Here is a 26692-nt window from a genome sequence, read left to right on the forward strand (position 1 = left end):
CTTATTGGTTGAGGAGTCTTGAACATGGGTTTGTTAGTTGAAGGTCGCTGGCATGACCAGTGGTACGAAAGCAGCAAGGACGGCGCGTTCCAGCGCGAACAGGCGCAACGTCGCAACTGGCTGACCGCCGACGGCAAGCCCGGTCCGACAGGCGTCGGTGGGTTTGCAGCCGAGGCTGGCCGCTATCACCTTTACGTGTCCCTCGCCTGCCCGTGGGCCCATCGCACGCTGATCCTGCGCAAACTCAAAGGCCTTGAAAGGCTGATCGACGTCTCGGTGGTCAGTTGGTTGATGCTGGAAAACGGCTGGACCTTCGACCAGAACCTGGGTTCGACTGGCGACAAACTCGATCATTTCAATTTCATGCACCAGCGCTACACCGCCGATACCGCCGATTACACCGGTCGTGTCACCGTGCCGGTGCTCTGGGACAAACAGCAAAACCGCATCGTCAACAATGAATCGGCGGAGATCATCCGCATGTTCAACGGCGCCTTCGATGGCCTGACCGGCAATGACCTGGATTTCTACCCGGCGCCCCTGCGCGGCGAGATCGATGCGTTGAATGAGCGGATTTATCCGGCAGTGAACAACGGCGTTTATCGCGCCGGGTTTGCCACGTCACAGCAGGCTTATGAAGAAGCGTTTGATGATGTGTTTGCCGAACTGGATCGATTGGAGCAGCTGCTGGGCGCCAATCGTTACCTGGCCGGCGAGTACCTGACCGAAGCGGATATTCGGCTGTTCACCACGCTGATTCGCTTTGATGCGGTGTATCACGGCCACTTCAAGTGCAACCTGCGTCGGATCGCCGATTATCCGAATCTGTCGAACTGGCTGCGGGAGATGTATCAGTGGCCGGGCATTGCCGAGACGGTGGATTTTGAGCACATCAAGCATCACTACTACGGCAGCCACAAGACCATCAACCCTACGGGGATTGTGCCGAAAGGGCCGGTGCAGGATTTCACTGCGCCGCATGATCGGGCGCGGTTGAACGGGAAAGGGGTTTGGCGCAGGGCCTGAGGTTTGTGCCGTTTTTGAGGCCCCAAATCGCTAGCAGGCTAGCTCCCACACTGGATTTGTGTCGTTCTCAAATTCCCTGTGGGAGCTAGCCTGCTAGTGATGGGACCGACTCGGTCTGATTAGACTTGCGCCTGAGCCCCTTCAAACCACGCCAGTTTCTCGCGCAATTGCACCACTTCCCCAACGATCACCAGCGTCGGCGCATGCACTTCATGCTCCGCCACCAGTCGAGGAAGATCAGCCAGCGTGCCGGTAAATACCCGCTGATTGACCGTGGTGCCCTGCTGAATCAGCGCCGCCGGGGTGTCCGACCCGCGACCGTGCTTGATCAACTGCTCGCAGATGATCGGCAAGCCCACCAGCCCCATGTAAAACACCAGGGTTTGTGCTGGCGCGACCAGGTCGGCCCACGGCAAGTCGGTGGAACCATCCTTCAAGTGCCCGGTGACAAATCGCACTGACTGCGCGTAATCGCGATGGGTCAGCGGAATCCCGGCATACGCCGCGCAACCGCTGGCGGCCGTGATACCTGGCACGACCTGGAACGGGATGCCATGGGCCGCCAGTTCTTCGATCTCTTCACCGCCACGACCGAAGATGAACGGATCACCACCCTTCAATCGCACGACCCGCTTGCCTTGCTTGGCAAGGTCCACCAATTGCTGATTGATCTGGTCCTGCGGCACGGCGTGATCGGCGCGACGCTTGCCAACGTAGACCCGCTCGGCATCGCGACGGCACAAATCGAGAATCGCCGGGGCGACCAGGCGGTCGTAGAGCACCACATCGGCTTGCTGCATCAGGCGCAAGGCACGGAAGGTCAGCAAGTCGGGATCACCGGGACCCGCTCCCACCAAATACACTTCGCCGGTAGCGACCGGCACTTCGCCATTGATCTTCGCCAGCATCAGGCGTTCGGCTTCAGCGCCCTGCCCGGCCAGTTGCCGGTCGGCAATCGGGCCCTGAAACACATCTTCCCAGAATGCCCGACGCTGCTGCACATCGGGGAGCAGGCGTTTGACCTGGCTGCGAAAACGCGCCGCCAGACCGGCCAGTTGACCGTAGGTGGAAGGAATCCAGGTTTCCAGTTTGGCGCGGATCAGCCGCGCCAGCACCGGCGCATCGCCGCCGCTGGACACCGCAATAATCAAGGGAGACCGGTCGACGATCGCCGGGAAGATCACGCTGCACAAGGCTGGCGCATCCACCACATTGACCGGCACGCAACGCTGATGGGCATCGGCGGAGACTTGCGCGTTCAGCGGTTCGTCGTCGGTAGCGGCAATGATCAGCCCGCAACCGTCCAGGTCCGTCTCGACGTAACCCCGTAACAGGCACTCGCCACCGCTGCCGACAACCAGTTCGCGCAGTTGCGGTTCGATTTCAGGTGCGACCACCCGCAGCAGCGCACCGGCTTCTACCAGCAGGCGGGATTTGCGCAAGGCAATCTCCCCCCCACCAACGACCAACACACGACTGCCGCGAAGGTTATGGAACAGCGGCAGATAATCCATTTAGCCAATGACCTCGAGGCCACCCATGTACGGTTTCAGCACTTCAGGCACACGGATCGAACCGTCGGCTTGCTGGTAGTTTTCCAGCACTGCCACCAGGGTACGACCGACCGCCAGACCCGAACCATTCAGGGTATGAACCAGTTCAGGCTTGCCGGTTTCCGGGTTGCGGAAACGCGCTTGCATACGACGGGCCTGGAAGTCGCCGCAGTTGGAGCACGACGAAATCTCGCGGTACTTGTCCTGGCTCGGGATCCACACTTCCAGGTCGTAAGTCTTGACCGCACTGAAACCCATGTCGCCGGTGCACAGTGCGATCGTGCGATAAGGCAGTTCCAGCAGTTGCAGGACTTTCTCGGCGTTGGCGGTCAGGCCTTCCAGCGCGTCCATCGACGTCGACGGCTCAACGATCTGGACCATCTCGACTTTGTCGAACTGGTGCTGACGGATCATCCCGCGGGTATCGCGACCCGACGCGCCGGCTTCGCTGCGGAAGCACGGGGTGTGGGCGACGAATTTGATCGGCAGCAGTTTCGAATCGACGATTTCGCCAGAGACGATATTGGTCAGCGACACTTCAGCGGTCGGAATCAGGTACAGATCGGCTTCGCCTTCGCGGCTGATCTTGAACAGGTCTTCTTCGAACTTCGGCAACTGGCCAGTGCCTTGCAAGGCCGGCGCCTGGACCAGATACGGCGTGTAAGCCTCTTCGTACCCGTGTTCGCTGGTGTGCAGGTTGATCATGAACTGCGCCAGGGCGCGGTGCATGCGAGCGATCGGGCCGCGCAACAGGGCGAAACGGGCGCCGGACAGCTTGGCGGCGGTTTCGAAGTCCAGCCAGCCGAACTTCTCGCCCAGAGCCACGTGGTCCTGAACCGGGAAATCGAAGGCTGTCGGGGTGCCCCAGCGACGCACTTCGACGTTGCCGTCTTCATCGGCGCCGATCGGTACGGATTCGTGTGGCAGGTTCGGGATGCCGAGCAGGATCGAATCCAGGTCGGTCTGGATCGCGTCCAGCTCGACTTTGCCGGCACTCAATTCGTTCGCCATGCGCTCGACGTCAGCCATCAGCGGCGCGATGTCTTCGCCGCGCTGCTTGGCCTGGCCGATGGATTTGGAGCGCGCATTACGTTCAGCCTGCAGTGCTTCGGTGCGGGTCTGGACGGTCTTGCGCTGTTCTTCCAGCGCTTCGATGCGCGCAACATCCAGCGTGTAGCCACGGGATGCCAGGCGGTCCGCTACGTCCTGAAGGTTGCTACGTAACAGTTTGGAATCGAGCATGTCGGTCTCTCGTTATCAAAGTTTGGTCAAGGACAGGCCAGCCCAGGTCGCGAGCAGCCCGCCGAATACGCTGATGGCAGCATAGCCCAGGGCCAGCGGCATTTGCCCGGTTTCGAGCAGGCGCACCGTATCCAGTGAAAAGGATGAAAAAGTCGTCAGCCCCCCGAGGAAGCCGACCATCAACCCGGCGCGCACCTCGATCGGCACCTCCGGGCGTATCAAAAACAGACCGTATAGAACGCCGATCAGCAAACAGCCGACGATATTAACGGCCAGCGTCGCGGTATAGAAGTGCCGCGGCCAATTAGCGTTGACCCAATTACCGGTGGCAAAGCGCAACAGTGTCCCGGCGATACCGCCAACGGAAACCGCAATAACCAAAGGAATCACTTATTTTCTCCGCTGCCGGGGGCTTAGACGGTCAAGTTGTGCGAGGTGATTGAGCTTTTCGCCAATCTTCAGCTCCAGGCCGCGAGGCACCGGCTGATAGAACGGTTGCGGCTCGAGCTCTTCCGGGAAATAGTCTTCGCCAGCGGCATAGGCGTCTGGCTCATCGTGGGCGTAACGGTATTCATCGCCATAACCCAATTGCTTCATCAGCTTGGTCGGTGCGTTGCGCAGGTGCAGCGGCACTTCCAGCGAACCGTGTTCGGTGGCGCTGCGCATGGCGGCTTTGAAGCCCATGTAGACCGCGTTGCTTTTCGGCGCGCAAGCCAGATAGGTGATGGCCTGGGCCACCGCCAACTCGCCTTCAGGGCTGCCGAGGCGCTCCTGCACTTCCCACGCTGCCAGGCACAGGCTCAGGGCGCGCGGGTCCGCGTTACCGATGTCTTCGCTGGCCATGCGCACCACGCGTCGGGCCAGGTACAGCGGATCGCAACCGCCGTCGATCATCCGAGCAAACCAGTACAACGCGCCGTCGGGATTGGAGCCACGCACCGATTTATGAAGCGCGGAAATCTGGTCGTAGAACGCTTCGCCGCCCTTGTCGAAACGCCGACGGGTATCCCCAAGCAGACTTTGCAGCAGATCGACGCCGATCTCGCTGTTGTCTTCTGCCAGGTCCGAGGCGTTTTCCAGCAGGTTCAGCAGACGTCGGCCATCGCCATCGGCAGCCGATAACAGCATCTGGAAGCCTTCATCGCTGAGGGTCAGCTGCCGTTTGCCCAGGCCACGTTCTTCGGTCAGCGCGCGATGTACCAATTTTCGCAGGGCCGCTTCGTCGAGGCTTTTGAGCACGTAAACGCGTGCCCGGGAGAGCAACGCGTTGTTGAGTTCGAAAGAAGGGTTTTCCGTGGTCGCGCCGATGAAAATCAGCGTGCCGTCTTCAACGTATGGCAGGAATGCATCCTGCTGCGACTTGTTGAAGCGATGCACTTCATCGACGAACAGGATGGTGCGCTTGCCGTACTGGCCGGCCTGCTGCTTGGCGATTTCCACCGCCTGACGGATTTCCTTCACGCCAGCCAATACTGCCGAGACCGTTTCGAAGTGCGCATCCGAGACTTCCGCGAGCAACCGCGCCAGGGTGGTTTTGCCCACGCCCGGCGGGCCCCAGAAAATCATCGAGTGCAGGGCACCCTGCTCCAGGGCTTCGCGCAAAGGCTTGCCGCGAGCGAGCAGGTGTTCCTGACCGACGTACTCGTCCAGATTGGCCGCACGCAGACGTGCAGCCAAAGGTTGAGCGATCGGGGCACTGCGAAACAGGTCCATCACGTGCGGTTGAAACCTCGCTTTATTACGTAGCTCTCAAGTCTGGCGAAATCCTGTGGCGAGGGAGCTTGCTCCCGCTGGACTGCTCAGCAGTCCCATTTGGGGGGGGCGCTTCGCGCCCCAGCGGGAGCAAGCTCCCTCGCCACACAAGCCCGTTCCCACGGGTTTTAGTCTTACTCCTGGATCACGTCCGCACCCTTGGGGATATCAAACTTGAACTTGGATGCCGGGATCGGCTCGTTGGCCTTCACACCGGTGAACAGGATGTTGGTGCGCTGACCGACGCTGTCGATCAGTTGCATGTCATTGACCAGGCCATTGCGGAACGACAGACGCAGGCTGTCGAACAGGGTGTCCTTGGTTTTCGGCTTCAAGGTGAAGTCGATCACGCCTCCGGCTTCCTTGGCGCTGATGTCGAAGCTCTGGCTGATCTTGGACACGTCGCCGGACAGCAGCAGCGCCGGGGTCTGGGTCAGGCGCTGGTCAAGGGTCTTGATGGTGACCTGCTCCAGGTCCGGGTCCCACAGGGATACTTTCTTGCCATCGGAAACCATCAATTGCTCTTGCGGTGCGTCGGTATGCCAGTAGAACAGGCCAGGACGCTGCAGGGACATTTGCCCGGTGGTTTCCTGCAACTGGGTGCCACTGCCATCAAGGGTCAGTTGCGAGAAACGCGCGGTCAGCGTCTTGGATGTTTCCAGCAATTGGGTCAGACGCGCCACGTCCTTGTCATCGGCGTGGGCCGAGAGCGTGGTCAAAGCCAGTACCGGCAGCAACAGCATGCGGATAAGACGCATGGGAGTCCTCATAACATTCGTGGGAGTTCGGGCGGCGCATGTCGCGACGCCCTTTCAAATCAAATCAGTCGCGTACCGGGCCAGGCGCCAGGACTTCACGCGAACCGTTGGTATTCATGGACGTCACGACCCCGGCCATTTCCATGGCTTCGATCATGCGTGCGGCGCGGTTGTAGCCGATTTTCAGCTTTCGCTGGACCGCAGAGATGGACGCACGACGGCTTTCCAGTACGAACTGCACCGCTTCGTCGTAAAGCGCATCGGATTCGCTGTCTTCGTCGCCGCCGCCACTGCCGCCGTCGAAACCGCTACCGGCCTCTTCAACACCGGCCAGGATCTCGTCGTTGTATTCCGGTGCACCGCGCAGCTTCCAGGCTTCAACCACCCGGTGAACCTCGTCATCGGACACGAATGCACCGTGGACACGGATCGGCAGGCTCGTGCCCGGCGGCATGTAAAGCATGTCACCGTGGCCCAGCAGTTGTTCGGCACCGCCCTGGTCGATGATGGTCCGGGAGTCGATCTTGCTCGACACCTGGAACGCCATGCGCGTCGGGATGTTGGCCTTGATCAGACCGGTGATCACGTCAACCGACGGACGCTGGGTCGCGAGGATCAAGTGGATACCGGCCGCACGGGCCTTCTGCGCGATACGGGCGATCAGTTCTTCTACCTTTTTGCCGACGATCATCATCATGTCGGCGAATTCGTCGACGACCACGACGATGGTCGGCAGCTTGGTCAGCAGCGGCGCTTCGTCGTGAATGCTTTCGCGCTTGTACAAAGGGTCGGTCAGCGGCGTACCGGCGTCCTGGGCTTCCTTGACCTTGGCGTTGAAACCCGACAGGTTTCGTACACCCATCTTCGCCATCAGTTTGTAACGACGCTCCATCTCCGCCACGCTCCAGCGCAGGGCGTTGGCCGCATCCTTCATGTCGGTCACGACCGGGCACAGCAGGTGCGGAATGCCTTCGTAGATCGACAGCTCAAGCATTTTCGGGTCGATCATGATCAGCTTGGCGTCTTCCGGGCCGGACTTGAACAGGATCGACAGAATCATCGCGTTCACACCCACCGACTTACCGGAACCGGTCGTACCGGCCACCAGCAAGTGCGGCATTTTCGCCAGGTCAGTGATGACCGGCTTACCACCGATGTCGTGGCCCAGGGCCAAGGTGACCGGCGACTTGAAGTTGTCGTACTCAGGGGTCGACAGCACTTCGGAGAAACGCACGATCTGGCGGTCTTCGTTGGGAATCTCGATACCGACGGTGGTCTTGCCCGGGATCACTTCCACCACACGTACACTGGTCACGGCCAGGGAACGCGCGAGGTCTTTCGCCAGGTTGGAGATGCGGCTGACCTTGACGCCAGCCGCTGGCTGGATTTCGTAACGGGTAATGACCGGGCCCGGGTGGATCGAATCCACCGAGACTTCAACGCCGAATTCCTTGAGCTTGATTTCCAGCAAGTGGCCGACGGCGGCCAGCGATTCTGGAGAATAATTGAGTTGTTTCTTCTCGGCCGGGTCGAGAATCGATATCGGCGGCAAAGTGCCTTCGACGGCGCTGTCGACGAACAAGGGCGCCTGTTTCTCTTTCTCTACGCGCTTGCTCGGCGCGGCCGGCTTGGGCGGTGCGGGCGCGATGACGGGAGGCACCTGCTTCTCGCGGTCAGACATGTGCTTGCTCAGGGCCTGCTCACGTTCGATCAGACGTTCCTTGACCTTGGCTTGCTCGCGTTTGTCCGTAACCGTCGGGGCGACCACGTCATGCACGCGATCATCGACTTCACGCAGTTGCGCCACCAGTTGTTTGCGCTCGACACGGGCGCTCCACCAGCGATTGGCCGCGCCCTGGAACAGTTCAAACAGGTCGAGGGTGATCTTGCCGGTAACGTCCATCACCTTGAACCACGACAAGTCGGTAAACACCGTCAGTCCGAACAAAAACAGCGCGATAAACAACAGCGTGCTGCCCTGGATGTTCAGCGCGTTCCTGGCCAGGTCGCCAAGGCTTTCGCCCAACGCGCCGCCAGCGCCGGCTGGCAGACCGGTCGCCGCATGGAAATGGATATGCGCGAGGGCCGCGCCCGACAGCACCAGAAACACCAGGCCGATCAGGCGCCAGGAGAACAGCCAGCCACTCCACTGCCACTGTTCGTGGCGCTGACGGAAGATCTGATAGGCCTTGATCGCCAACAACAGCGGGAAGATGTAGGCGAAGTAACCCAGCACCATGAACAGGATATCGGCGCTGTAGGAGCCGACCGGCCCGCCGAAGTTCTGTACGTCGTCGATCTTGCTGTTATGGCTCCAGCCCGGATCGTCCTTGCCATAGGTCAACAAGGCCATCATCAGGAACAGGCACAAGCCGCCGATGGCGATCAATGCACCTTCCTTGAGCCGGTAGTGCAAGTGCTGGCGCCAGAGTGGAACGACGACTGTTTTGGGTGCTGCGGTGGATTTCTTCAAAACGCTTCTTTTCCTGCGCCCTGGGCGCGTCCATCTGTTGAATGACTATAAAAAACTGCCCAATCCAGGCAGGTAAAAAAGTTAACACGCGCAACTGGGACTACTTTTAACATTGCGCCCCGGTTTTTATAAACACGGTACGCACAGCTTATTTTGTTTCAACCACTGTTACAGACGGCATTGTACGGGTTTGTTCGCCCGATGCCATGCTTGAAGCCCTTCGGTGTAGCATAGCCAAAAGCACGTTACGCGCGTTTCAATTTGAGCATGCATTCTCTTTTGTGACAAAGGCTTATGAGGTGTTTTTATGAGCGAACCGAAGCATTCCCGCCTGATCATTCTGGGTTCCGGCCCTGCCGGATACAGCGCAGCCGTTTATGCCGCCCGCGCCAACCTCAAACCCGTTGTCATTACCGGCATACAGGCAGGTGGCCAGCTGACCACGACCGTCGAAGTCGATAACTGGCCCGGCGACGTTGAAGGCCTCACCGGCCCGGTGCTGATGGAACGCATGCAAAAGCACGCCGAGCGCTTTGCCACTGAGATCGTTTACGACCACATCCACACGGCCAAGTTGCAACAGCGCCCTTTTGAACTCATCGGTGACAGCGGCACTTACACCTGCGACGCACTGATCATCGCCACCGGCGCCTCGGCGCAGTACCTGGGGCTGCCCTCGGAAGAAGCCTTTGCCGGCAAAGGGGTTTCGGCCTGCGCCACGTGCGATGGATTCTTTTATCGCAATCAAGTGGTCGCAGTGGTCGGCGGCGGCAACACGGCGGTCGAAGAAGCGCTGTACCTGTCGAACATCGCCAAGGAAGTCCACCTGATCCACCGACGCGACAAGTTGCGCTCGGAGAAAATTCTCCAGGACAAACTCTTCGAAAAAGCCGCCAACGGTAATATACGCCTGCACTGGAACCAGAATCTCGATGAAGTGCTGGGTGATGCCAGTGGCGTGACCGGCGCCCGCCTGCGCGACAGCCACACGGGCGAAACCCGTGAATTGGCGCTGGCAGGCGTGTTCATCGCCATCGGCCACAAGCCCAATACTGACCTGTTCGAGGGCCAGCTGAAAATGCGTGATGGCTATCTGCTAGTCAGGGGCGGCAGCGAAGGCGATGCCACGGGTACCGAGATTCCGGGCGTGTTCGCCGCCGGCGACGTGGCCGATCACGTCTACCGCCAGGCCGTGACCTCCGCCGGGGCTGGCTGCATGGCCGCACTGGACGCCGAGAAATACCTCGACGACATTCCCACCGTTTGACGGCACACTTTACGGCGGGCCCACCAGCCCGTCACCGCCCTCCCCTTCTGCAAGCCCGGATGCCATGCTGACTTGGTTACAACGCAACACCCTGACGTTCCCGCCGTTGGAAAAAGCCATGCGCGACCCCAATGGATTGTTGGCCGCGGGCGGCGATCTGTCCGCCGATCGTCTGATTCAGGCTTATCGCCACGGCTGCTTTCCATGGTTCTCGGAAGGTCAGCCAATTCTGTGGTGGTCACCGGATCCGCGCACCGTATTATTTCCCGACGAACTGCATGTCTCGCGCAGCCTGAATAAATTGTTGCGCCAGCAACGCTATCAAGTGACCTTTGATCAGGATTTTGCCTCGGTGATCAGCGCCTGCGCCGCCCCTCGCGATTATGCCGACGGCACCTGGATCACTGACGCGATGCAGACGGCTTACCTCGAGCTGCATCGGCGTGGCTACGCGCATTCCGTGGAGGTTTGGGATGATGGCGTGCTGGTCGGCGGGCTCTATGGCCTGGCGATGGGTCAGCTGTTTTTCGGTGAGTCCATGTTCAGCCGCGCCGACAATGCCTCGAAATATGGCTTTGCCACGCTGGTGCGACATCTGAAAGACTCCGGTTTTGTGCTGATCGACTGCCAGATGCCGACCGACCATCTGCACAGCCTCGGCGCCCGAGCGATTCCCCGGCGCGATTTCGCCAACTTTCTCGCGCAACATCTGGATCAACCCAGCCGCGCCACCTGGGTTTGCTGAGCGACTTTTGCCCGTGTGGCTTACACTTAATTCAAAGCTTATTCCCGAGGGTTGATCATGACCGAGTTGGCGCGTTTGAAGTTTTATGCCACTCAGCCCCACTCTTGCAGCTATCTGCCCGAGGAGCAGGCCACGACCCTGTTCCTCGACCCTAGTCAGCCCATGGATGTGCATGTCTACGCAGACCTGTCTGAAATGGGTTTCCGTCGCAGCGGCGATCATCTTTACCGGCCTCATTGCCAGAATTGCAATGCGTGCGTCCCGGCGCGCATCCCTGTGGCGCAATTTGCTCCCAACCGTCAGCAGAAACGCATCTTCAAACGCAACGCCGACCTGCACGTGAGCCCGGCCCGGCCAAAATTCAGCGAAGAGTATTTCGATCTCTATCAGCGCTACATCGAACAACGTCACGCCGATGGCGACATGTACCCGCCGAGTCGCGACCAGTTTTCGACGTTCCTGGTGCGTGACCTGCCGTTCTCGCGATTCTACGAATTTCGTCTCGAAGACCGGCTGCTGGCAGTGGCCGTCACCGACTTGCTGCCGAACGGTCTGTCGGCGGTCTACACCTTCTACGAGCCCGATGAAGAACGCCGCAGCCTGGGTCGCTATGCGATCCTCTGGCAAATCGCCGAGGCCCAGCGCCTTGGACTGGAAGCGGTCTACCTCGGCTACTGGATCAAAAACTGCAAAAAGATGAGCTACAAGACGCAATATCGACCTATCGAACTGCTGATTAATCAGCGCTGGGTCATCCTGAACTAGAACCCCTTGGCTTAAACCCCATTTTTCGGGCACAATGCACGCCGCTTTTGCCTGGCGCAGTTGCACCGGGCCATTCATTGGACACCGAGGGCTTTACTGCATGTCGAAAGAAGACAGCTTCGAAATGGAAGGCACTGTCGTCGACACCCTGCCCAACACCATGTTTCGTGTGGAGTTGGAAAATGGGCACGTCGTAACCGCGCATATCTCCGGCAAGATGCGCAAGAACTACATTCGTATTCTTACCGGTGACAAAGTGCGCGTCGAGCTGACGCCCTATGACTTGAGCAAAGGGCGCATCACTTACCGCGCTCGCTAATCAAGTCAATACAAAACGCCCGGTTTATGCCGGGCGTTTTTGTTTGTCTGCGATTTGGTGGGCTCTATGATTTTGGGTATATATCCGTTGCTGTCGTAACGGCTGAATATGGTTTTGCTCTTACAGCGAGTCCCTTTTTCAAACGCCGGAGTGCCGGCCCAGCAAAAAGGAACCAAAAGGCTTTGCCCCGGCGTACGGCACTTCGCTAAAGCTCAGTGTTCCCTCGCTACGGTATCCATCAGTGACATCGCCTACGGTCTGCTTCGCGACGACCTCCTCTCGATGTGTGCAGCTTCGCCGAACGGCGCTTCGCGCCTAACCCCCTGATGAACACCTACGCTCGGCCTGCCGAAGGGGCGAAAGATCAAAAGCAGAATCAAGATCTAAAGCCGCAGCCACAGCAAGATCAAAAGATCGCAGCCTCGTTTCACTCGACAGCTCCTACAGGGGATGGGTGTACACCCGCTTCTCACCACTCAACAGGCCGAGCGTTAGCTCGCCTGAAGCTTTTGATCTTGATCCACCCGCCCCTTCGGGAGGCTGAGTGGAGGTGTTCATCTGGGGGGAGGCGCGCAGCGCCGTTCGACGAAGTCGAACACATCGAGAGGAGGTTGAAGCGAAGCCAACTGGAGGCGATGCCCCCAGATGAATGCCGGAGCGAAGGAACGCCGAGCCTAAGCGAGGGGCTGGACGCTTGGGGCGAGCGTTTTTTTGCTTACTTTTTTTAGGCGTTTGTAAAAAAAGTGAGTCGCCGTAAGGGCGAAACCCTAAGTCGCCGTTACCGCAGAAACGGATATGTACACAAACACAAAAACCCAGACAGCAAAAAGGCGCCCGAGGGCGCCTTTCGCTTTACAACAGATCAACAACCGTCAGGCCATTTCAGCCGTGGTTTCGAACTCGAAGGTCAGCTCGCCGTCCTTGAGGTCGATGTGAACCACGCCACCATGGTCGGCCAGTTCGCCAAAGAGGATCTCTTCCGCCAGCGGACGCTTGATCTTGTCCTGGATCAAACGCGCCATTGGTCGAGCCCCCATTGCCGAGTCGTAGCCACCTGCTGCCAGCCAGCTTCGCGCAGCATCGGTCACTTCCAGCTGCACGCGCTTGTCTTCCAGCTGCGCCTGAAGCTCGGTAAGGAACTTGTCCACCACGCTTTTGATGACCTCATGACTGAGGCGACCAAACTGGATAATGGTGTCCAGACGGTTGCGGAACTCCGGCGTGAAGCTCTTCTTGATCACTTCCATCGCATCGGACGAGTGGTCCTGATGGGTGAAACCGATCGAAGCACGCGCCGCTGTTTCGGCACCGGCGTTGGTCGTCATGATGACAATCACGTTACGGAAGTCCGCCTTGCGCCCGTTGTTATCGGTCAGCGTACCGTGGTCCATGACCTGCAGCAGCAGGTTGAAGACTTCCGGATGCGCCTTCTCGATCTCATCGAGCAACAGCACGCAGTGAGGCTGCTTGGTGATGGCCTCGGTCAGCAGACCGCCCTGATCAAACCCGACATAGCCTGGAGGCGCACCGATCAGACGCGAGACGGTGTGGCGCTCCATGTACTCGGACATGTCGAAACGAACAAGCTCGATGCCCAACGCCTTGGCCAGCTGACGCGCCGCTTCGGTTTTGCCGACACCGGTCGGCCCTGCGAACAGAAACGAACCGACTGGCTTGTCAGGCGACTTGAGGCCGGCACGGGACAGTTTGATCGCCGTCGACAACGAGTCGATGGCAGCATCCTGACCAAATACCGTCAATTTCAGGTCACGCTCAAGGTTACGCAGCAATTCTCGATCAGAACTGTTGACGTGCTTAGGCGGAATCCGCGCGATTTTCGCCACGATGTCCTCGACCTGAGGCACCTCGATGCGTTTTACGCGCTTCTCGATTGGCTGCAGGCGCTGGTAGGCACCCGCTTCGTCGATGACGTCGATGGCCTTGTCCGGCATGTGCCGGTCATTGATGTAGCGCGAGGCCAGCTCAGCGGCCGCACGCAACGCTTCATCGCTGTATTCGATGCCGTGGTGCGTTTCGAAACGCCCTTTCAGGCCACGAAGGATGCTGATGGTGTCTTCCACCGACGGCTCCGACACATCGACCTTCTGGAAGCGGCGCGCCAGGGCACGGTCCTTCTCGAAGATCCCGCGGAATTCCTGGAACGTGGTCGATCCGATGCAACGGATATCGCCCGACGACAGCAGCGGCTTGAGCAGGTTCGACGCATCCATGACGCCACCGGATGCCGCACCCGCACCGATGATGGTGTGGATCTCGTCGATGAACAGGATCGCCTGCGGACGTTTTTTCAGCTCATTGAGCAACGCCTTGAAGCGTTTCTCGAAATCGCCACGGTATTTGGTCCCGGCCAGCAAGGCCCCCAGATCGAGGGAATAGACCACGCTGTTGGCCAGCAAGTCCGGCACCTGGTTGTCGACAATGCGTTTGGCCAGGCCTTCGGCAATCGCGGTTTTACCCACGCCCGCCTCGCCCACCAGCAGCGGATTGTTTTTGCGACGACGCGCCAGGATCTGCGCGACACGCTCGACTTCCAGCTCACGGCCTACCAACGGATCGATACGACCCTGGCGCGCGAGCTCGTTGAGGTTACTGGCATAAGCATCCAGAGGATTGCCTGAAGAAGAAGACTCACCGCCCTCGTCGTCCTGCATATCTTGCTCACCTTCAGAGTGATCGCCATGCCCCGGCACTTTGGAAATGCCATGGGCGATGTAGTTGACGACATCGATGCGCGCAACGCTCTGCTGTTTCAGCAGGAACACTGCCTGACTCTCTTGCTCACTGAAGATGGCGACCAGCACGTTCGCGCCAGTCACTTCGCGTTTGCCCGAGCTCTGTACGTGAAAGACAGCACGCTGCAGAACACGCTGGAAGCCCAAGGTTGGTTGGGTCTCGCGATCCTCGTCATGGACGGGGATCAACGGCGTGGTGGAGTCGATGAACTCCTGCAGATCGTGCTTGAGTTTGTCGAGGTTTGCGCCGCAGGCACGCAAAACGGTGGCGGCAGCCTCATTGTCCAATAGGGCCAGCAGGAGGTGTTCGACGGTCATGAATTCATGACGCTTCGATCTAGCCTCCTTGAAGGCAAGATTGAGGGTGACTTCGAGCTCGCGGTTTAACATAGCTTCACCTCATACCCAAGTGGTCGGCGATTAACCGTCCTTCTCGATTTCACAGAGTAGCGGATGCTGGCTTTCCCTGGCGTACTGGTTGACCTGCATGGCCTTAGTCTCGGCGATGTCGCGGGTAAACACTCCACATACTGCCCGTCCTTCTGTGTGGACGGCCAGCATGACCTTGGTCGCCAGCTCCCGATTCAGGTTAAAAAACACCTCGAGCACTTCGACGACGAAATCCATCGGTGTGTAGTCATCATTGAACAAAACCACCTTGTACATCGGCGGCGCCTGTAAAGCAGGCTTGGCCTCCTGAACAGCAATGCCTGCGGAATCGTCGTCGTGTTCCCCCGGGTGATCTTTTTGGAGAGCCGGGCGATCCTGATTGAATGTTAGTCGAATCTGGCTGATTGCATGCATGGAAAGAAAGGTTCGTCAGTTGTTCAAATACAGTGGTGGGGGCGGTTATGGACGATTTCAACTCCGACCGCCCGGTCACCTTGACTATCGGCAAAACGGTGTTACAACCAATAGAGCCCACAGTGGGTAAAAAAGGTCCGCGGAGTCAATCTTATTTCGAGATTCGACTGCGGATGTACTTGATGATACTCCAGTGATGGAGTCTGTTGCAGAGGGATATGGGTATGTCAGGCGTCAAGGACACAGTGCCAGACAAAGGCACTGTAAAAGGTAAGGTCAAATGGTTCAACAATGCCAAGGGTTATGGATTCATCAACAAGGAAGGTGATAGCGAAGACCTCTTCGCCCATTATTCGGCCATCCAGATGGACGGTTATAGAACCCTGAAAGCCGGCCAAGCGGTCGTCTTTGACATCATCCAGGGACCCAAGGGTCTGCATGCCATCAACATCGGCACACCCGAGGACGCTCAGGCAGTCCCCGCGCCCGCCGCGCAGCAGACCGTTACGGCTTAAACCGGTACACGTCATCCAGTCATAAAAAAACCGCCCGACTCAATCACTTGAATCGGGCGGTTTTTGTCGTGCGTGAACTCGCTTACATGTGCGAGATCAGCGCATCACCGAACGCAGAAGAAGACAGCAGCTTCGCGCCTTCCATCAGACGGTGGAAGTCATAGGTCACGGTCTTGGCGGAAATCGCGCCGTTGGTGCCCTTGATGATCAGATCGGCCGCTTCGGTCCAGCCCATGTGGCGCAGCATCATCTCGGCGGACAGGATCAGCGAACCCGGGTTGACCTGGTCCTTGCCGGCGTACTTCGGCGCAGTACCGTGGGTCGCTTCGAACATCGCGATGGTGTCGGACAGGTTGGCACCAGGCGCAATGCCGATACCACCCACTTCCGCCGCCAGAGCGTCAGAGAGATAGTCACCGTTCAGGTTCAGGGTCGCGATCACATCGTACTCGGCCGGGCGCAGCAGGATCTGCTGAAGCATGGCGTCGGCGATGGCGTCCTTGACGATGACGTTCTTGCCGGTTTTCGGGTTCTTGAACTGCATCCACGGACCGCCGTCGAGCAGGGTCGCGCCGAATTCTTCAGCGGCCACTTCGTAGGCCCATTCCTTGAAGGCACCTTCGGTGAACTTCATGATGTTGCCTTTGTGCACGATGGTCAGCGAGTCGCGGTCGTTGTCGACCACATACTGCAACGCCTTGCGCGCCAGACGCTTGGTGCCTTGCAGCGAGACTGGCTTGATGCCGATACCGCAGTTTTCGTCAAAACGAATCTTGGTGACGCCCATTTCATCTTTGAGGAACTTGATGACCTTGGTCGCTTCCGGCGAACCGGCTTTCCATTCGATACCGGCGTAGATGTCTTCCGAGTTCTCACGGAAAATCGTCATGTCGACGTCGCCTGGCTTCTTGACCGGGCTAGGCACGCCTTCGAACCAGCGCACCGGGCGCAGGCACACATAAAGGTCGAGTTGCTGACGCAGGGCCACGTTCAGGGAACGGATGCCGCCGCCGACCGGAGTCGTCAGAGGGCCCTTGATGGAAACCACGTAATCCTTGACCGCGTCCAGGGTTTCCTGAGGCAGCCAGGTGTCCTGGTCGTAAACCTGAGTCGCTTTTTCCCCGGCGTAGACTTCCATCCAGGAAATTTTGCGCTCGCCGCCGTAAGCCTTCTTAACAGCAGCATCGACAACCTTGATCATGACCGGGCTGATATCAACGCCAATACCATCGCCTTCGATGAAGGGGATGATCGGGTTGTTAGGAACATTGAGAGAATGGTCCGCGTTGACGGTGATTTTGTCGCCGACTGCTGGAACCTGAATCTTCTTGTATCCCATGCTGAACTCCATTGTTTGGATTGAACATCTGGCTTCGTTCGAGCGTACCCCAGTTAAATCGGCACGCAAACCCTATGTTCCATCCATCTGCCGCAAAGCTGCACAGTTCGCGACGTACAAGTCTGAAAGCAAAGGGAAAAGCGCCAAACTCAAGCACGGTGCAAGACTCTACGCCCCACTCGCCCCTGCGACCTTTAGACCAATGGACGAGAATCGTTGCATATGAACCATCGGCAGATTGCCAGCTACCTATGTATAATGCCGCCCGCTGACCACAGAGTCACGACGGCCAACCTTTCTACTACAAGGCTTTGGGCCCGAAAAAGCCGGATTGTTACCGCAGTCCACCCGCTTGACGCTCGACCGATGCACCCAACATCACCGCAAAGAAACCTCGACATTCGGCTCATGGATGACTTTGAACGAACGCGCTTACCCGGCGCTCCTCGAGTTTCTGCGCACGCTTTAGCAAAGAAGAGAGAGTTAATCCGAATATGCCCACCCGCTCGAAGATCATCTATACCTTCACCGACGAAGCTCCCGCCCTCGCCACCTATTCACTGTTGCCTATCGTAGAAGCGTTCACCGCTTCGGCTGATATCGCCGTGGAAACCCGCGATATCTCTCTTGCAGGGCGCATCCTGGCCAGCTTCCCCGAGCAATTGGGTGACAAAGCCGTAGCCGACCACCTCGCCGAACTGGGCGACCTGGCCGTTACGCCTGAAGCCAACATCATCAAGCTGCCGAACATCAGCGCCTCGGTTCCGCAACTGCAAGCCGCGATCAAAGAGCTGCAAGCCCAGGGCTTCGCCCTGCCGGACTACCCGGAAACCGTGACCACCGACGCCGACAAGCTCGCCAAGTCGCGTTACGACAAGATCAAGGGCAGCGCCGTGAACCCGGTGCTGCGCGAAGGCAACTCCGATCGTCGTGCACCGCTGTCGGTCAAGAACTATGCACGCAAGCACCCGCACAAAATGGGCGCCTGGGCTGCGGACTCCAAGTCCCACGTCGCGCACATGAGCACCGGCGATTTCTACGGCAGCGAAAAAGCTGCCCTGATCGACGCCGCTGACGCCGTCAAAATCGAACTGATCGCTCAAGACGGCACCACCACCACCGTCCTGAAAGAAAAAACCACCGTGCAATCCGGTGAGATCCTCGATTGTGCGGTACTGAGCAAAAACGCCCTGCGCAGCTTCATCGCGGCCGAGATCGAAGACGCCAAGCAAAAAGGCGTGCTGCTGTCGGTTCACCTGAAAGCCACCATGATGAAGGTCTCCGACCCGATCATGTTCGGCCAGATCGTTGCCGAGTTCTATAAAGACGCACTGGCCAAGCACGCTGACGTGCTGGCACAGATCGGCTTCAACCTGAACAACGGCATCGGCGACCTGTACGCTCGCATCAAGGCCCTGCCGGCTGAGCAGCAAGCGCAGATCGAAGCAGACATCCAGGCGGTCTACGCCGCTCGTCCGTCGTTGGCCATGGTCAACTCCGACAAAGGCATCACCAACCTGCACGTGCCGAGCGACGTGATCGTCGACGCCTCGATGCCGGCAATGATCCGTGACTCCGGCAAGATGTGGGGCACTGACGGTCAGCTGCACGACACCAAGGCGGTGATCCCGGATCGCTGCTACGCCACCATCTACCAGGCGGTCATCGAAGACTGCAAGGTAAACGGCGCTTTCGATCCGACCACCATGGGCAGCGTGCCAAACGTTGGCCTGATGGCGAAAAAAGCCGAAGAGTACGGCTCGCACGACAAAACTTTCCAGATCAAGGCCAACGGCGTGGTTCGGGTTTCCGACGGCGCTGGCCGCACCCTGCTGGAACAGTCGGTTGAAGCCGGCGACATCTTCCGCATGTGCCAGACAAAAGACGCGCCGATCCAGGACTGGGTCAAACTCGCCGTCAACCGCGCTCGCGCAAGCGCCACGCCAGCGATTTTCTGGCTGGACCCGATGCGCGCCCACGACGGCGTAGTGATCGAGAAAGTTCAGGCTTACCTGAAGGATCACGACACGTCCGGCCTGGACATCCGCATCATGTCGCCCGTCGACGCGATGGCCTTCACCCTGGGCCGCACTCGCGAAGGCAAGGACACCATCTCGGTGACCGGCAACGTATTGCGCGACTACCTGACCGACCTGTTCCCGATCATGGAACTGGGCACCAGCGCCAAGATGCTGTCGATCGTTCCGCTGATGAATGGCGGCGGTCTGTTCGAAACCGGCGCCGGCGGTTCGGCACCGAAGCACGTTCAGCAACTGCTGGAAGAAAACTTCCTGCGCTGGGACTCCCTGGGCGAGTTCCTGGCCCTGGCCGCTTCCCTCGAGCACCTGGGCGTCACGTACAACAACCCTAAGGCGCTGGTACTGGCCAAGACCCTGGATCAGGCTACCGGCCAGTTCCTGGACAACAACAAGTCGCCATCGCGTAAAGTCGGCAACATCGACAACCGCGGCAGCCACTTCTACCTGGCGCTGTACTGGGCTCAAGCCCTGGCTGCCCAGACCGAAGACGCTGCACTGCAAGCGCAGTTCGGCGAACTGGCCAAAACCCTGGCCGAGAACGAAGCAACCATCGTTGCCGAACTCAACGCCGTTCAGGGCAAGCCAGTAGACATCGGCGGTTACTACCACGCCAATGCCGAGCTGATCAGCAAGGCCATGCGCCCGAGCAACACCTTCAACGCCGCGATCGCTGCGCTGGTTTAAGGTTGTAAGGATGTAAAGAAGCCCCGGCCCAGTGCCGGGGTTTCTGTTTCTGACTTTTACACAGTTCCAATGTGAACACTGGACCAATGTGGGAGCGGGCTTGCTCGCGAATGCGGTTTATCATTCAACATCTTTATTGACTGACCCACCGCATTCGCGAGCAAGCCCGCTCCCACAGGGTCCGTGCTTCACTATTCAAAATTCAAGGAAGTCTTATGGATTGGGTACCCCACATTACCGTCGCGACCATCGTCGAAGACAACGACCGTTTCCTGATGGTCGAAGAAACCAAGCACGGACGAACGGTGCTCAACCAGCCCGCCGGCCACCTCGACCCGGACGAAACCCTGATCGAAGCCGCCGTGCGCGAAACCCTGGAAGAAACCGGCTGGGACGTCGAACCTACCGGCGTGGTGGGCATTTACCTCTACACCGCCCCCAGCAACGGCGTGACCTATCAACGGGTCTGCTTCACCGCAAAACCGCTCAAGCATCACCCTGATTATCAGCTGGATGACGGCATCGTCGGCGCGAAATGGCTGACGCGTGACGAATTGCTGGCACAACGCGCAAACTGGCGCAGTGAGTTGATCATCCGCTGTATCGATGATTATCTGGACGGTAAACACTTCGGTCTCGAACTGATCCGCCCTTCTCTTTAGCCTTGCGGGCTTCGGCCTGTTAGAATCGCGTCCTTTTTCAAGACACTCATTGAATCCCTATGCGTGATCCAGCCCCGTCTGACACACAAAAGAAGCGCGTTATTGTCGGCATGTCCGGCGGCGTGGACTCTTCCGTTTCCGCTCTCCTGCTGATCGAGCAGGGTTATGAGGTGGAAGGCCTGTTCATGAAGAACTGGGAAGAAGACGATGGAACGGAGTATTGCACCGCCATGGACGACCTGGCGGACGCTCAAGCCGTGTGCGACAAGATTGGCATCAAGCTGCACACCGCCAACTTCGCCGCCGAGTACTGGGACAACGTGTTCGAGCACTTCCTGGCCGAATACAAGGCCGGTCGCACGCCGAACCCGGACATCCTCTGCAACCGCGAGATCAAGTTCAAGGCGTTCCTTGACTACGCCATGGTGCTCGGCGCCGACCTGATCGCCACCGGTCACTACGTGCGCCGCCGCGACATCGATGGCCGCACCGAGTTGCTCAAGGGCCTGGACCCGAACAAGGACCAGAGTTACTTCCTGCACGCCGTCGGCGGTGAACAGATCGCCAAGACCCTGTTCCCGGTCGGCGAACTGGAAAAGCCCGAGGTGCGCGCGATTGCCGAGAAACACGAACTCGCCACCGCGAAGAAAAAGGATTCCACCGGGATCTGCTTTATCGGCGAACGCCGCTTCAGCGACTTCCTCAAGCAGTACCTGCCAGCCCAACCGGGCGAGATCAAGACCACCGAAGGTGAAGTCATCGGCCGTCACCACGGCTTGATGTATCACACCATCGGTCAGCGTCAGGGCCTGGGCATCGGCGGCTTGAAAGACGCCAGCGACGAGCCGTGGTACGTGCTGATCAAGGACCTGGAGCACAACGAGCTGATCGTCGGCCAGGGCAATGACCATCCGTACCTGTTCTCCCGCGCCCTGCTCGCCTCGGACATCTATTGGGTCAACCCGATCGATCTGAGCGAGCCGCGCAAGTTGACCGCCAAGGTTCGTTATCGCCAAAGCGATCAACCCTGCACGCTGGAAAAAACCGCCACCGGTTATCGCGCAACCTTCGATGACCCGCAGCGCGCGGTCACCCCGGGCCAGTCCGTGGTGTTCTATGACGGTGAAATCTGCCTGGGCGGCGGCGTGATTGAAGTCGCAGAGCCATGGAGCAGCAAGGCATGAACCCCACTCAGGAGCAACTGACGGCGCTGGGCGGCGTGTTTCTCGCCGCCGTCCTCGTCGACAAGATTGCCAAGACCGGCCAGACCACCGAAGCCGGCCTGACCTGTATGCTCGGCAGCCTGCTGATCCGCGACCCCAAGGACACCTTGGAAGTGTACGGCGGCGACGACCTCAATTTGCGCGAAGGCTACCGCGCATTGATCGGCGCCCTGGAACGCGACCCGAGCACCCTGCAGCGCGAACCGCTGCGCTACGCCCTGGCCATGCTGGGACTGGAGCGTCAGCTGGCCAAGCGCAACGACATGCTCGATGTAATCGGCAAGCGTTTGCCGCAGATTCAATCCCAGGTCGAACACTTCGGCCCGGCCCACGAAAACGTGATTGCGGCCTGCGGTGCGTTGTACCAGGACACCCTGAGCACCTTGCGCCAACGGATTCAGGTCCACGGCGACATGCGCAATCTGCAGCAACCGAGCAACGCCTCGAAAATCCGCGCCCTGTTGCTGGCCGGGATTCGTTCGGCGCGCCTGTGGCGGCAGTTGGGCGGTCATCGCTGGCAATTGGTGATCAGCCGTCGCAAGTTGCTCAAAGAGCTTTACCCGCTGATGCGCAGCAGCTGAACCGCGCCCGCAACACCGCTTTAGATCTGTAACGCGTAATACGCCGGTCAGTTGGCAGCGGACCGGCGGAATTTTTCATGTATGATACGCGCCCCATTTCGTTGCCCGACTGTCCGAGAACACCCCATGCAGCTTTCTTCGCTCACTGCGGTTTCCCCTGTTGACGGCCGCTACGCCGGCAAAACCCAGGCCCTGCGCCCAATTTTCAGCGAGTACGGCCTGATCCGTGCTCGCGTTCTGGTTGAAGTGCGCTGGCTCCAGCGTCTGGCCGCTCACCCAGGCATCAGCGAAGTGCCGGCGTTCTCCGCCGAAGCCAACGCGGTGCTGAACACCCTGGCGGAAAACTTCGCTCTGGAGCACGCCGAGCGTGTCAAAGAGATCGAGCGCACCACCAACCACGACGTCAAAGCCATCGAATACCTGCTCAAAGAGCAAGCGGCCAAGCTGCCGGAACTGGCCGCTGTCAGCGAATTCATCCACTTTGCCTGCACCAGCGAGGACATCAACAACCTGTCCCACGCCCTGATGCTGCGCGAAGGCCGTGATGACGTGATGCTGCCGCTGATGCGCCAGACCTGCGACGCCATCCGCGAACTGGCCATCCGTTTCGCCGACGTGCCGATGCTGTCGCGCACTCACGGTCAACCGGCCTCGCCGACCACCTTGGGCAAAGAACTGGCGAACGTGGTTTACCGTCTGGAGCGTCAGATCGCTCAAGTCGCAGCCGTTCCGCTGCTGGGCAAGATCAACGGTGCTGTCGGCAACTACAACGCTCACATCTCTGCCTACCCGGAAATCGACTGGGAAGAAAACGCCCGCGCCTTCATCGAAGACGAGCTGGGCCTGGGCTTCAACCCGTACACCACGCAGATCGAACCGCACGACTACATCGCCGAGCTGTTCGACGCGATCGCGCGCTTCAACACCATCCTGATCGACTTCGACCGCGACATCTGGGGCTACATCTCCCTGGGTTATTTCAAACAGCGCACCATCGCTGGCGAAATCGGTTCGTCGACCATGCCGCACAAGGTCAACCCGATCGACTTCGAAAACTCCGAAGGCAACCTGGGCATCGCCAACGCATTGTTCCAGCACCTGGCGAGCAAACTGCCGATCTCCCGCTGGCAGCGCGACCTGACCGACTCCACCGTCCTGCGCAACCTCGGTGTCGGCTTCGCCCACAGCGTGATCGCGTACGAAGCCAGCCTCAAAGGCATCAGCAAACTGGAGCTCAATGCTCAGAAGATCGCTGCTGACCTGGACGCGTGCTGGGAAGTATTGGCCGAGCCGATCCAGACCGTGATGCGTCGCTACAACATCGAAAACCCGTACGAAAAACTGAAAGAGTTGACCCGTGGCAAGGGCATCAGCCCTGAAGCACTGCAAACTTTCATCGACGGCCTGGACATGCCAGCCGCCGCCAAGGCCGAGCTGAAATTGCTCACCCCGGCGAACTACATCGGTAACGCTGTGGCGCAAGCCAAACGCATCTGATCGACCGTTTTACCCGTTTGAGACGCCCGGCAGCGCCGGGCGTTTTTTATTCCCGTCTGAAAAGTGCTTTTTTTCAATAGGTTACACATGAATCCTGACATTCCTCTTCAACTTCTGGGCGGCATCACGGCGCGCGAATTCCTGCGTGACTACTGGCAGAAAAAGCCTCTGCTGATCCGCCAGGCGATCCCTGATTTCGAAAGCCCGATCGATCCAGACGAACTGGCCGGCCTGGCGCTGGAAGAAGAAGTTGAATCGCGCCTGGTGATCGAGCACGGCGAGCGTCCTTGGGAAATGCGCCGCGGCCCGTTCGCCGAAGACGAGTTCAGCAAGTTGCCGGAAACCGAGTGGACTCTGCTGGTTCAAGCGGTCGACCAGTTCGTGCCGGAAGTCGGCGAGTTGCTGGAGCAATTCCGCTTCCTGCCGAGCTGGCGCGTCGACGACGTGATGATCAGCTTCGCCGCCCCGGGTGGCAGCGTCGGTCCGCACTTCGATAACTACGATGTGTTCCTGCTGCAAGGTCACGGCAAGCGCAACTGGAAGATCGGCCAGATGTGCGACTCCGAGAGCAAGCTACTGCCACACGCGGACCTGCGCATCCTCGCCGACTTCGAAGCCACCGATGAGTGGGTTCTGGAACCAGGCGACATGCTCTACCTGCCGCCGCGCCTGGCCCATTGTGGCGTTGCGGTTGATGACTGCATGACCTACTCGGTCGGCTTCCGCGCCCCGAGCGCCTCTGAAGTGCTGACTCACTTCACCGACTTCCTCAGCCAGTTCCTGACCGATGAAGAGCGCTACACCGATGCCGACGCCGTGCCGGCGGTCGATCCACACCAGATTCAGCACGACGCCCTCGATCGCCTGAAAGCGTTGCTGGCCGAGCACATGAGTGATGAGCGCCTGCTGCTGACCTGGTTCGGCCAGTACATGACCGAGCCGCGCTACCCGGAACTGGTGGTCGGCCCGGAAGAAGTCGAAGAAGAAGACTTCCTCGCCAGCCTCGAACAAGGCGCTGTGCTGATCCGCAACCCGAGCGCGCGCATGGCCTGGTCTGAAGTCGATGATGACCTGCTGCTGTTCGCCAGCGGCCAGAGTCGTTACCTGCCGGGCAAACTGCGGGAGCTGCTGAAATTGATCTGCGCCGCCGACGCCCTGCACACCGACAACCTCGGTGACTGGCTGAGCGACGAAGACGGCCGCGGCCTGCTGTGCGAGCTGGTCAAGCAGGGCAGCCTGGGGTTTGCTGATGAATAAAATCCACGTTCGTGTCGCAGACTGGCAAAAGGATAACGCCGAGATACGGCGCATTCGTGAGACGGTGTTCATTGCCGAGCAATCCGTTCCGCCTGAGCTGGAATGGGATGCCGATGACGCAACGGCGGTGCATTTCCTGGCCTTCGAAGGCGACTTTCCGATTGGCACCGCCCGCCTGCTGCCCGATGGGCATGTTGGCCGGGTCTCGGTGCTGAAAGACTGGCGAGGCTTGAAAGTAGGTGATGCGCTGATGCAAGCAGTGATCGGTGAAGCCGAGAAGTGCGGGCTGAAGCAGCAGATGCTGAGCGCACAGGTCCAGGCCACGGCGTTCTATGAGCGCCTGGGCTTTAGCCTGGTCAGTGAGGAATTCCTGGAAGCCGGGATTCCGCATGTGGACATGGTGCGGCACTCGGCTTGAGACCGAGTCGCACCCTTCGCGGGCAAGCCTCGCTCCTACAGGATTTATGCTGAACCTGTTGTTGCGAGGCTTGCCCGCGGAGGCGGCCTAAAGAACACACAAAACGCCCCGCCATCCCCGGATGCCGGGGCGTTTTGCTGTCTACGATTCAACTTGCCCCACGCCGGGCCGACAAACTGGCAATATCAACACTTCAAGATGTCGGAGATAACGGATATGTCCCTACGCACCCTGCTCACCACGCTGCTGCTGACGTGCAGTTTTTCAGCCATGGCAGCCACCGAGATCGTGCCCCTGAACTACCGCACCAGTGCCGATATGCTCCCCATGGCGCAAGATTTCATTGGCAAGGACGGCCAGGTAAGCGCCTACGGCAACCAGCTGATCGTCAATGCCGAACAGCGCAAGATCGACGAACTTAAGGCTCTTGTTGCACAACTCGACGTTGCCGCCAAGCGCCTGCTGATCACCGTCGACACCAACGAAAACAACTTCCAGGGCGACCAGGGTTACTCGGTCAACGGCGCCAAGCCGAGCCAGACACGCATCATCAATCGCAGCACCGACACCCGCGATGGCGGCATCCAGCAGATTCAAGCCAGTGAAGGTACACCGGCGCTGATTCAGGTCGGCCAGAGCGTACCGCTCACCAGCACTCAGACTGATTCCTACGGTGATCTGCGCAGCCAGACCGAGTACCGCAACGTCACCCAGGGCTTCTACGTCACCGCCAGCGTCACCGGCGACATCGTTCACCTGGCGATCACCACAAACCGTGACCGTTTGAGCCAGGAACGCCCCGATGTAGTGAATGTGCAAAGTACCGACACAACTGTCACGGGACGCCTGGGCGAGTGGATCACCCTGGCCGGCGTGAACCGCCAGACTCAAGCCGACAAACAGGGCCTGACCCGCAGCTACTCGACTCAAGGCCGGGATGACATGACCCTGCGGGTGAAAGTCGATACTTTGGACTAAACCACCGAAAACTGACTGATTAGTCGTATTAGACCAAAGATG

General features: G+C 59.2%; 23 protein-coding genes. 14 read left to right on the top strand and 9 right to left on the bottom strand.

Annotation, left to right across the window (positions count from 1 at the left end):
• The first annotated feature begins 24 nt into the window (after window positions 1-24).
• Window positions 25-1026: a glutathione S-transferase family protein gene (locus tag ACA051_RS18860; protein ID WP_497371397.1), complete on the top strand. Its 1002-nt coding sequence runs from the start codon at window positions 25-27 to the stop codon at window positions 1024-1026.
• A gap of 119 nt (window positions 1027-1145) precedes the next feature.
• Here ACA051_RS18860 and cysG read toward each other — a convergent pair whose 3' ends face one another.
• The 6 genes from cysG to ACA051_RS18890 form a co-directional block, all read right to left on the bottom strand.
• Window positions 1146-2540, bottom strand: a complete 1395-nt coding sequence (gene cysG, locus ACA051_RS18865) for a siroheme synthase CysG (RefSeq protein WP_497303872.1) — start codon at window positions 2538-2540, stop codon at window positions 1146-1148.
• Window positions 2541-3821, bottom strand: coding sequence for a serine--tRNA ligase (serS, locus tag ACA051_RS18870; protein ID WP_497371399.1), 1281 nt, complete (start codon window positions 3819-3821; stop codon window positions 2541-2543).
• Between the two features lie 15 nt (window positions 3822-3836).
• Window positions 3837-4211, bottom strand: a complete 375-nt coding sequence (gene crcB, locus ACA051_RS18875) for a fluoride efflux transporter CrcB (RefSeq protein WP_403104281.1) — start codon at window positions 4209-4211, stop codon at window positions 3837-3839.
• Window positions 4212-5534, bottom strand: a complete 1323-nt coding sequence (locus ACA051_RS18880) for a replication-associated recombination protein A (RefSeq protein WP_027925133.1) — start codon at window positions 5532-5534, stop codon at window positions 4212-4214.
• 173 nt (window positions 5535-5707) lie between these two features.
• Entirely contained in the window at window positions 5708-6331 is a 624-nt protein-coding gene (lolA, locus tag ACA051_RS18885; protein WP_497303874.1) for an outer membrane lipoprotein periplasmic chaperone LolA, read from the bottom strand.
• A 64-nt stretch (window positions 6332-6395) separates the two neighbouring features.
• The gene (locus tag ACA051_RS18890; protein WP_010458906.1) at window positions 6396-8804 is read right to left on the bottom strand and encodes a DNA translocase FtsK; all 2409 of its coding nucleotides are present in this window, start codon (window positions 8802-8804) and stop codon (window positions 6396-6398) included.
• Window positions 8805-9111: 307 nt separating this feature from the next.
• On the opposite strand from ACA051_RS18890, the gene trxB reads away from it, so the two are divergent.
• The 4 genes from trxB to infA all read left to right on the top strand — a co-directional run bounded on the left by trxB (window position 9112) and on the right by infA (window position 11900).
• A complete protein-coding gene (trxB, locus tag ACA051_RS18895; RefSeq protein WP_497303876.1) occupies window positions 9112-10071 on the top strand; it encodes a thioredoxin-disulfide reductase in 960 nt (319 codons plus the stop codon).
• A gap of 64 nt (window positions 10072-10135) precedes the next feature.
• Window positions 10136-10816, top strand: coding sequence for a leucyl/phenylalanyl-tRNA--protein transferase (aat, locus tag ACA051_RS18900; protein ID WP_010458902.1), 681 nt, complete (start codon window positions 10136-10138; stop codon window positions 10814-10816).
• Between the two features lie 57 nt (window positions 10817-10873).
• The gene (locus ACA051_RS18905) at window positions 10874-11581 is read left to right on the top strand and encodes an arginyltransferase (protein ID WP_497303878.1); all 708 of its coding nucleotides are present in this window, start codon (window positions 10874-10876) and stop codon (window positions 11579-11581) included.
• 100 nt (window positions 11582-11681) lie between these two features.
• Complete coding sequence (infA, locus tag ACA051_RS18910) at window positions 11682-11900, top strand: translation initiation factor IF-1 (protein WP_002553999.1); 219 nt, start codon at window positions 11682-11684, stop codon at window positions 11898-11900.
• A gap of 872 nt (window positions 11901-12772) precedes the next feature.
• Here the strand turns inward: infA and clpA are convergent.
• On the bottom strand, window positions 12773-15043 hold the full coding sequence (gene clpA, locus ACA051_RS18915) for an ATP-dependent Clp protease ATP-binding subunit ClpA (protein WP_201197127.1): 2271 nt from the start codon (window positions 15041-15043) through the stop codon (window positions 12773-12775).
• 30 nt (window positions 15044-15073) lie between these two features.
• Window positions 15074-15457, bottom strand: coding sequence for an ATP-dependent Clp protease adapter ClpS (gene clpS, locus ACA051_RS18920; protein ID WP_497303880.1), 384 nt, complete (start codon window positions 15455-15457; stop codon window positions 15074-15076).
• 224 nt (window positions 15458-15681) lie between these two features.
• On the opposite strand from clpS, the gene cspD reads away from it, so the two are divergent.
• Window positions 15682-15972, top strand: a complete 291-nt coding sequence (gene cspD, locus ACA051_RS18925; protein WP_497303882.1) for a cold shock domain-containing protein CspD — start codon at window positions 15682-15684, stop codon at window positions 15970-15972.
• Between the two features lie 82 nt (window positions 15973-16054).
• Here the strand turns inward: cspD and icd are convergent, their stop codons facing one another.
• Window positions 16055-17311, bottom strand: a complete 1257-nt coding sequence (gene icd / locus ACA051_RS18930) for an NADP-dependent isocitrate dehydrogenase (RefSeq protein WP_010458895.1) — start codon at window positions 17309-17311, stop codon at window positions 16055-16057.
• Between the two features lie 494 nt (window positions 17312-17805).
• Between icd and ACA051_RS18935 the strand changes: the two genes are divergently transcribed.
• The 8 genes from ACA051_RS18935 (at window position 17806) to ACA051_RS18970 (ending at window position 26650) form a co-directional block, all read left to right on the top strand.
• Window positions 17806-20034, top strand: coding sequence for an NADP-dependent isocitrate dehydrogenase (locus ACA051_RS18935; RefSeq protein ID WP_497371402.1), 2229 nt, complete (start codon window positions 17806-17808; stop codon window positions 20032-20034).
• A 215-nt stretch (window positions 20035-20249) separates the two neighbouring features.
• Window positions 20250-20696: an NUDIX hydrolase gene (locus ACA051_RS18940; RefSeq protein ID WP_497371404.1), complete on the top strand. Its 447-nt coding sequence runs from the start codon at window positions 20250-20252 to the stop codon at window positions 20694-20696.
• A 59-nt stretch (window positions 20697-20755) separates the two neighbouring features.
• Window positions 20756-21880 (top strand): tRNA 2-thiouridine(34) synthase MnmA, encoded by a 1125-nt coding sequence (gene mnmA, locus ACA051_RS18945; protein WP_497371406.1) that lies wholly within the window; start codon window positions 20756-20758, stop codon window positions 21878-21880.
• Window positions 21877-22500: a high frequency lysogenization protein HflD gene (hflD, locus tag ACA051_RS18950; RefSeq protein ID WP_497294729.1), complete on the top strand. Its 624-nt coding sequence runs from the start codon at window positions 21877-21879 to the stop codon at window positions 22498-22500. The genes mnmA and hflD overlap by 4 nt, the downstream gene beginning before the upstream one ends.
• Before the next feature lie 126 nt (window positions 22501-22626).
• Complete coding sequence (purB, locus tag ACA051_RS18955) at window positions 22627-23997, top strand: adenylosuccinate lyase (RefSeq protein WP_497303888.1); 1371 nt, start codon at window positions 22627-22629, stop codon at window positions 23995-23997.
• 87 nt (window positions 23998-24084) lie between these two features.
• Window positions 24085-25254 carry a ribosomal protein uL16 3-hydroxylase gene (locus ACA051_RS18960; RefSeq protein ID WP_497303889.1) on the top strand — a complete coding sequence of 390 codons (1170 nt, stop codon included), beginning with the start codon at window positions 24085-24087 and terminating at the stop codon, window positions 25252-25254.
• Window positions 25247-25672, top strand: a complete 426-nt coding sequence (locus ACA051_RS18965) for a GNAT family N-acetyltransferase (protein ID WP_253429201.1) — start codon at window positions 25247-25249, stop codon at window positions 25670-25672. Before ACA051_RS18960 ends, ACA051_RS18965 begins: the two co-directional genes overlap by 8 nt.
• Before the next feature lie 216 nt (window positions 25673-25888).
• Complete coding sequence (locus ACA051_RS18970) at window positions 25889-26650, top strand: secretin N-terminal domain-containing protein (RefSeq protein ID WP_497371408.1); 762 nt, start codon at window positions 25889-25891, stop codon at window positions 26648-26650.
• The last annotated feature ends 42 nt before the right edge of the window (window positions 26651-26692 follow it).

Source organism: Pseudomonas sp. LBUM1669, from assembly GCF_059695705.1.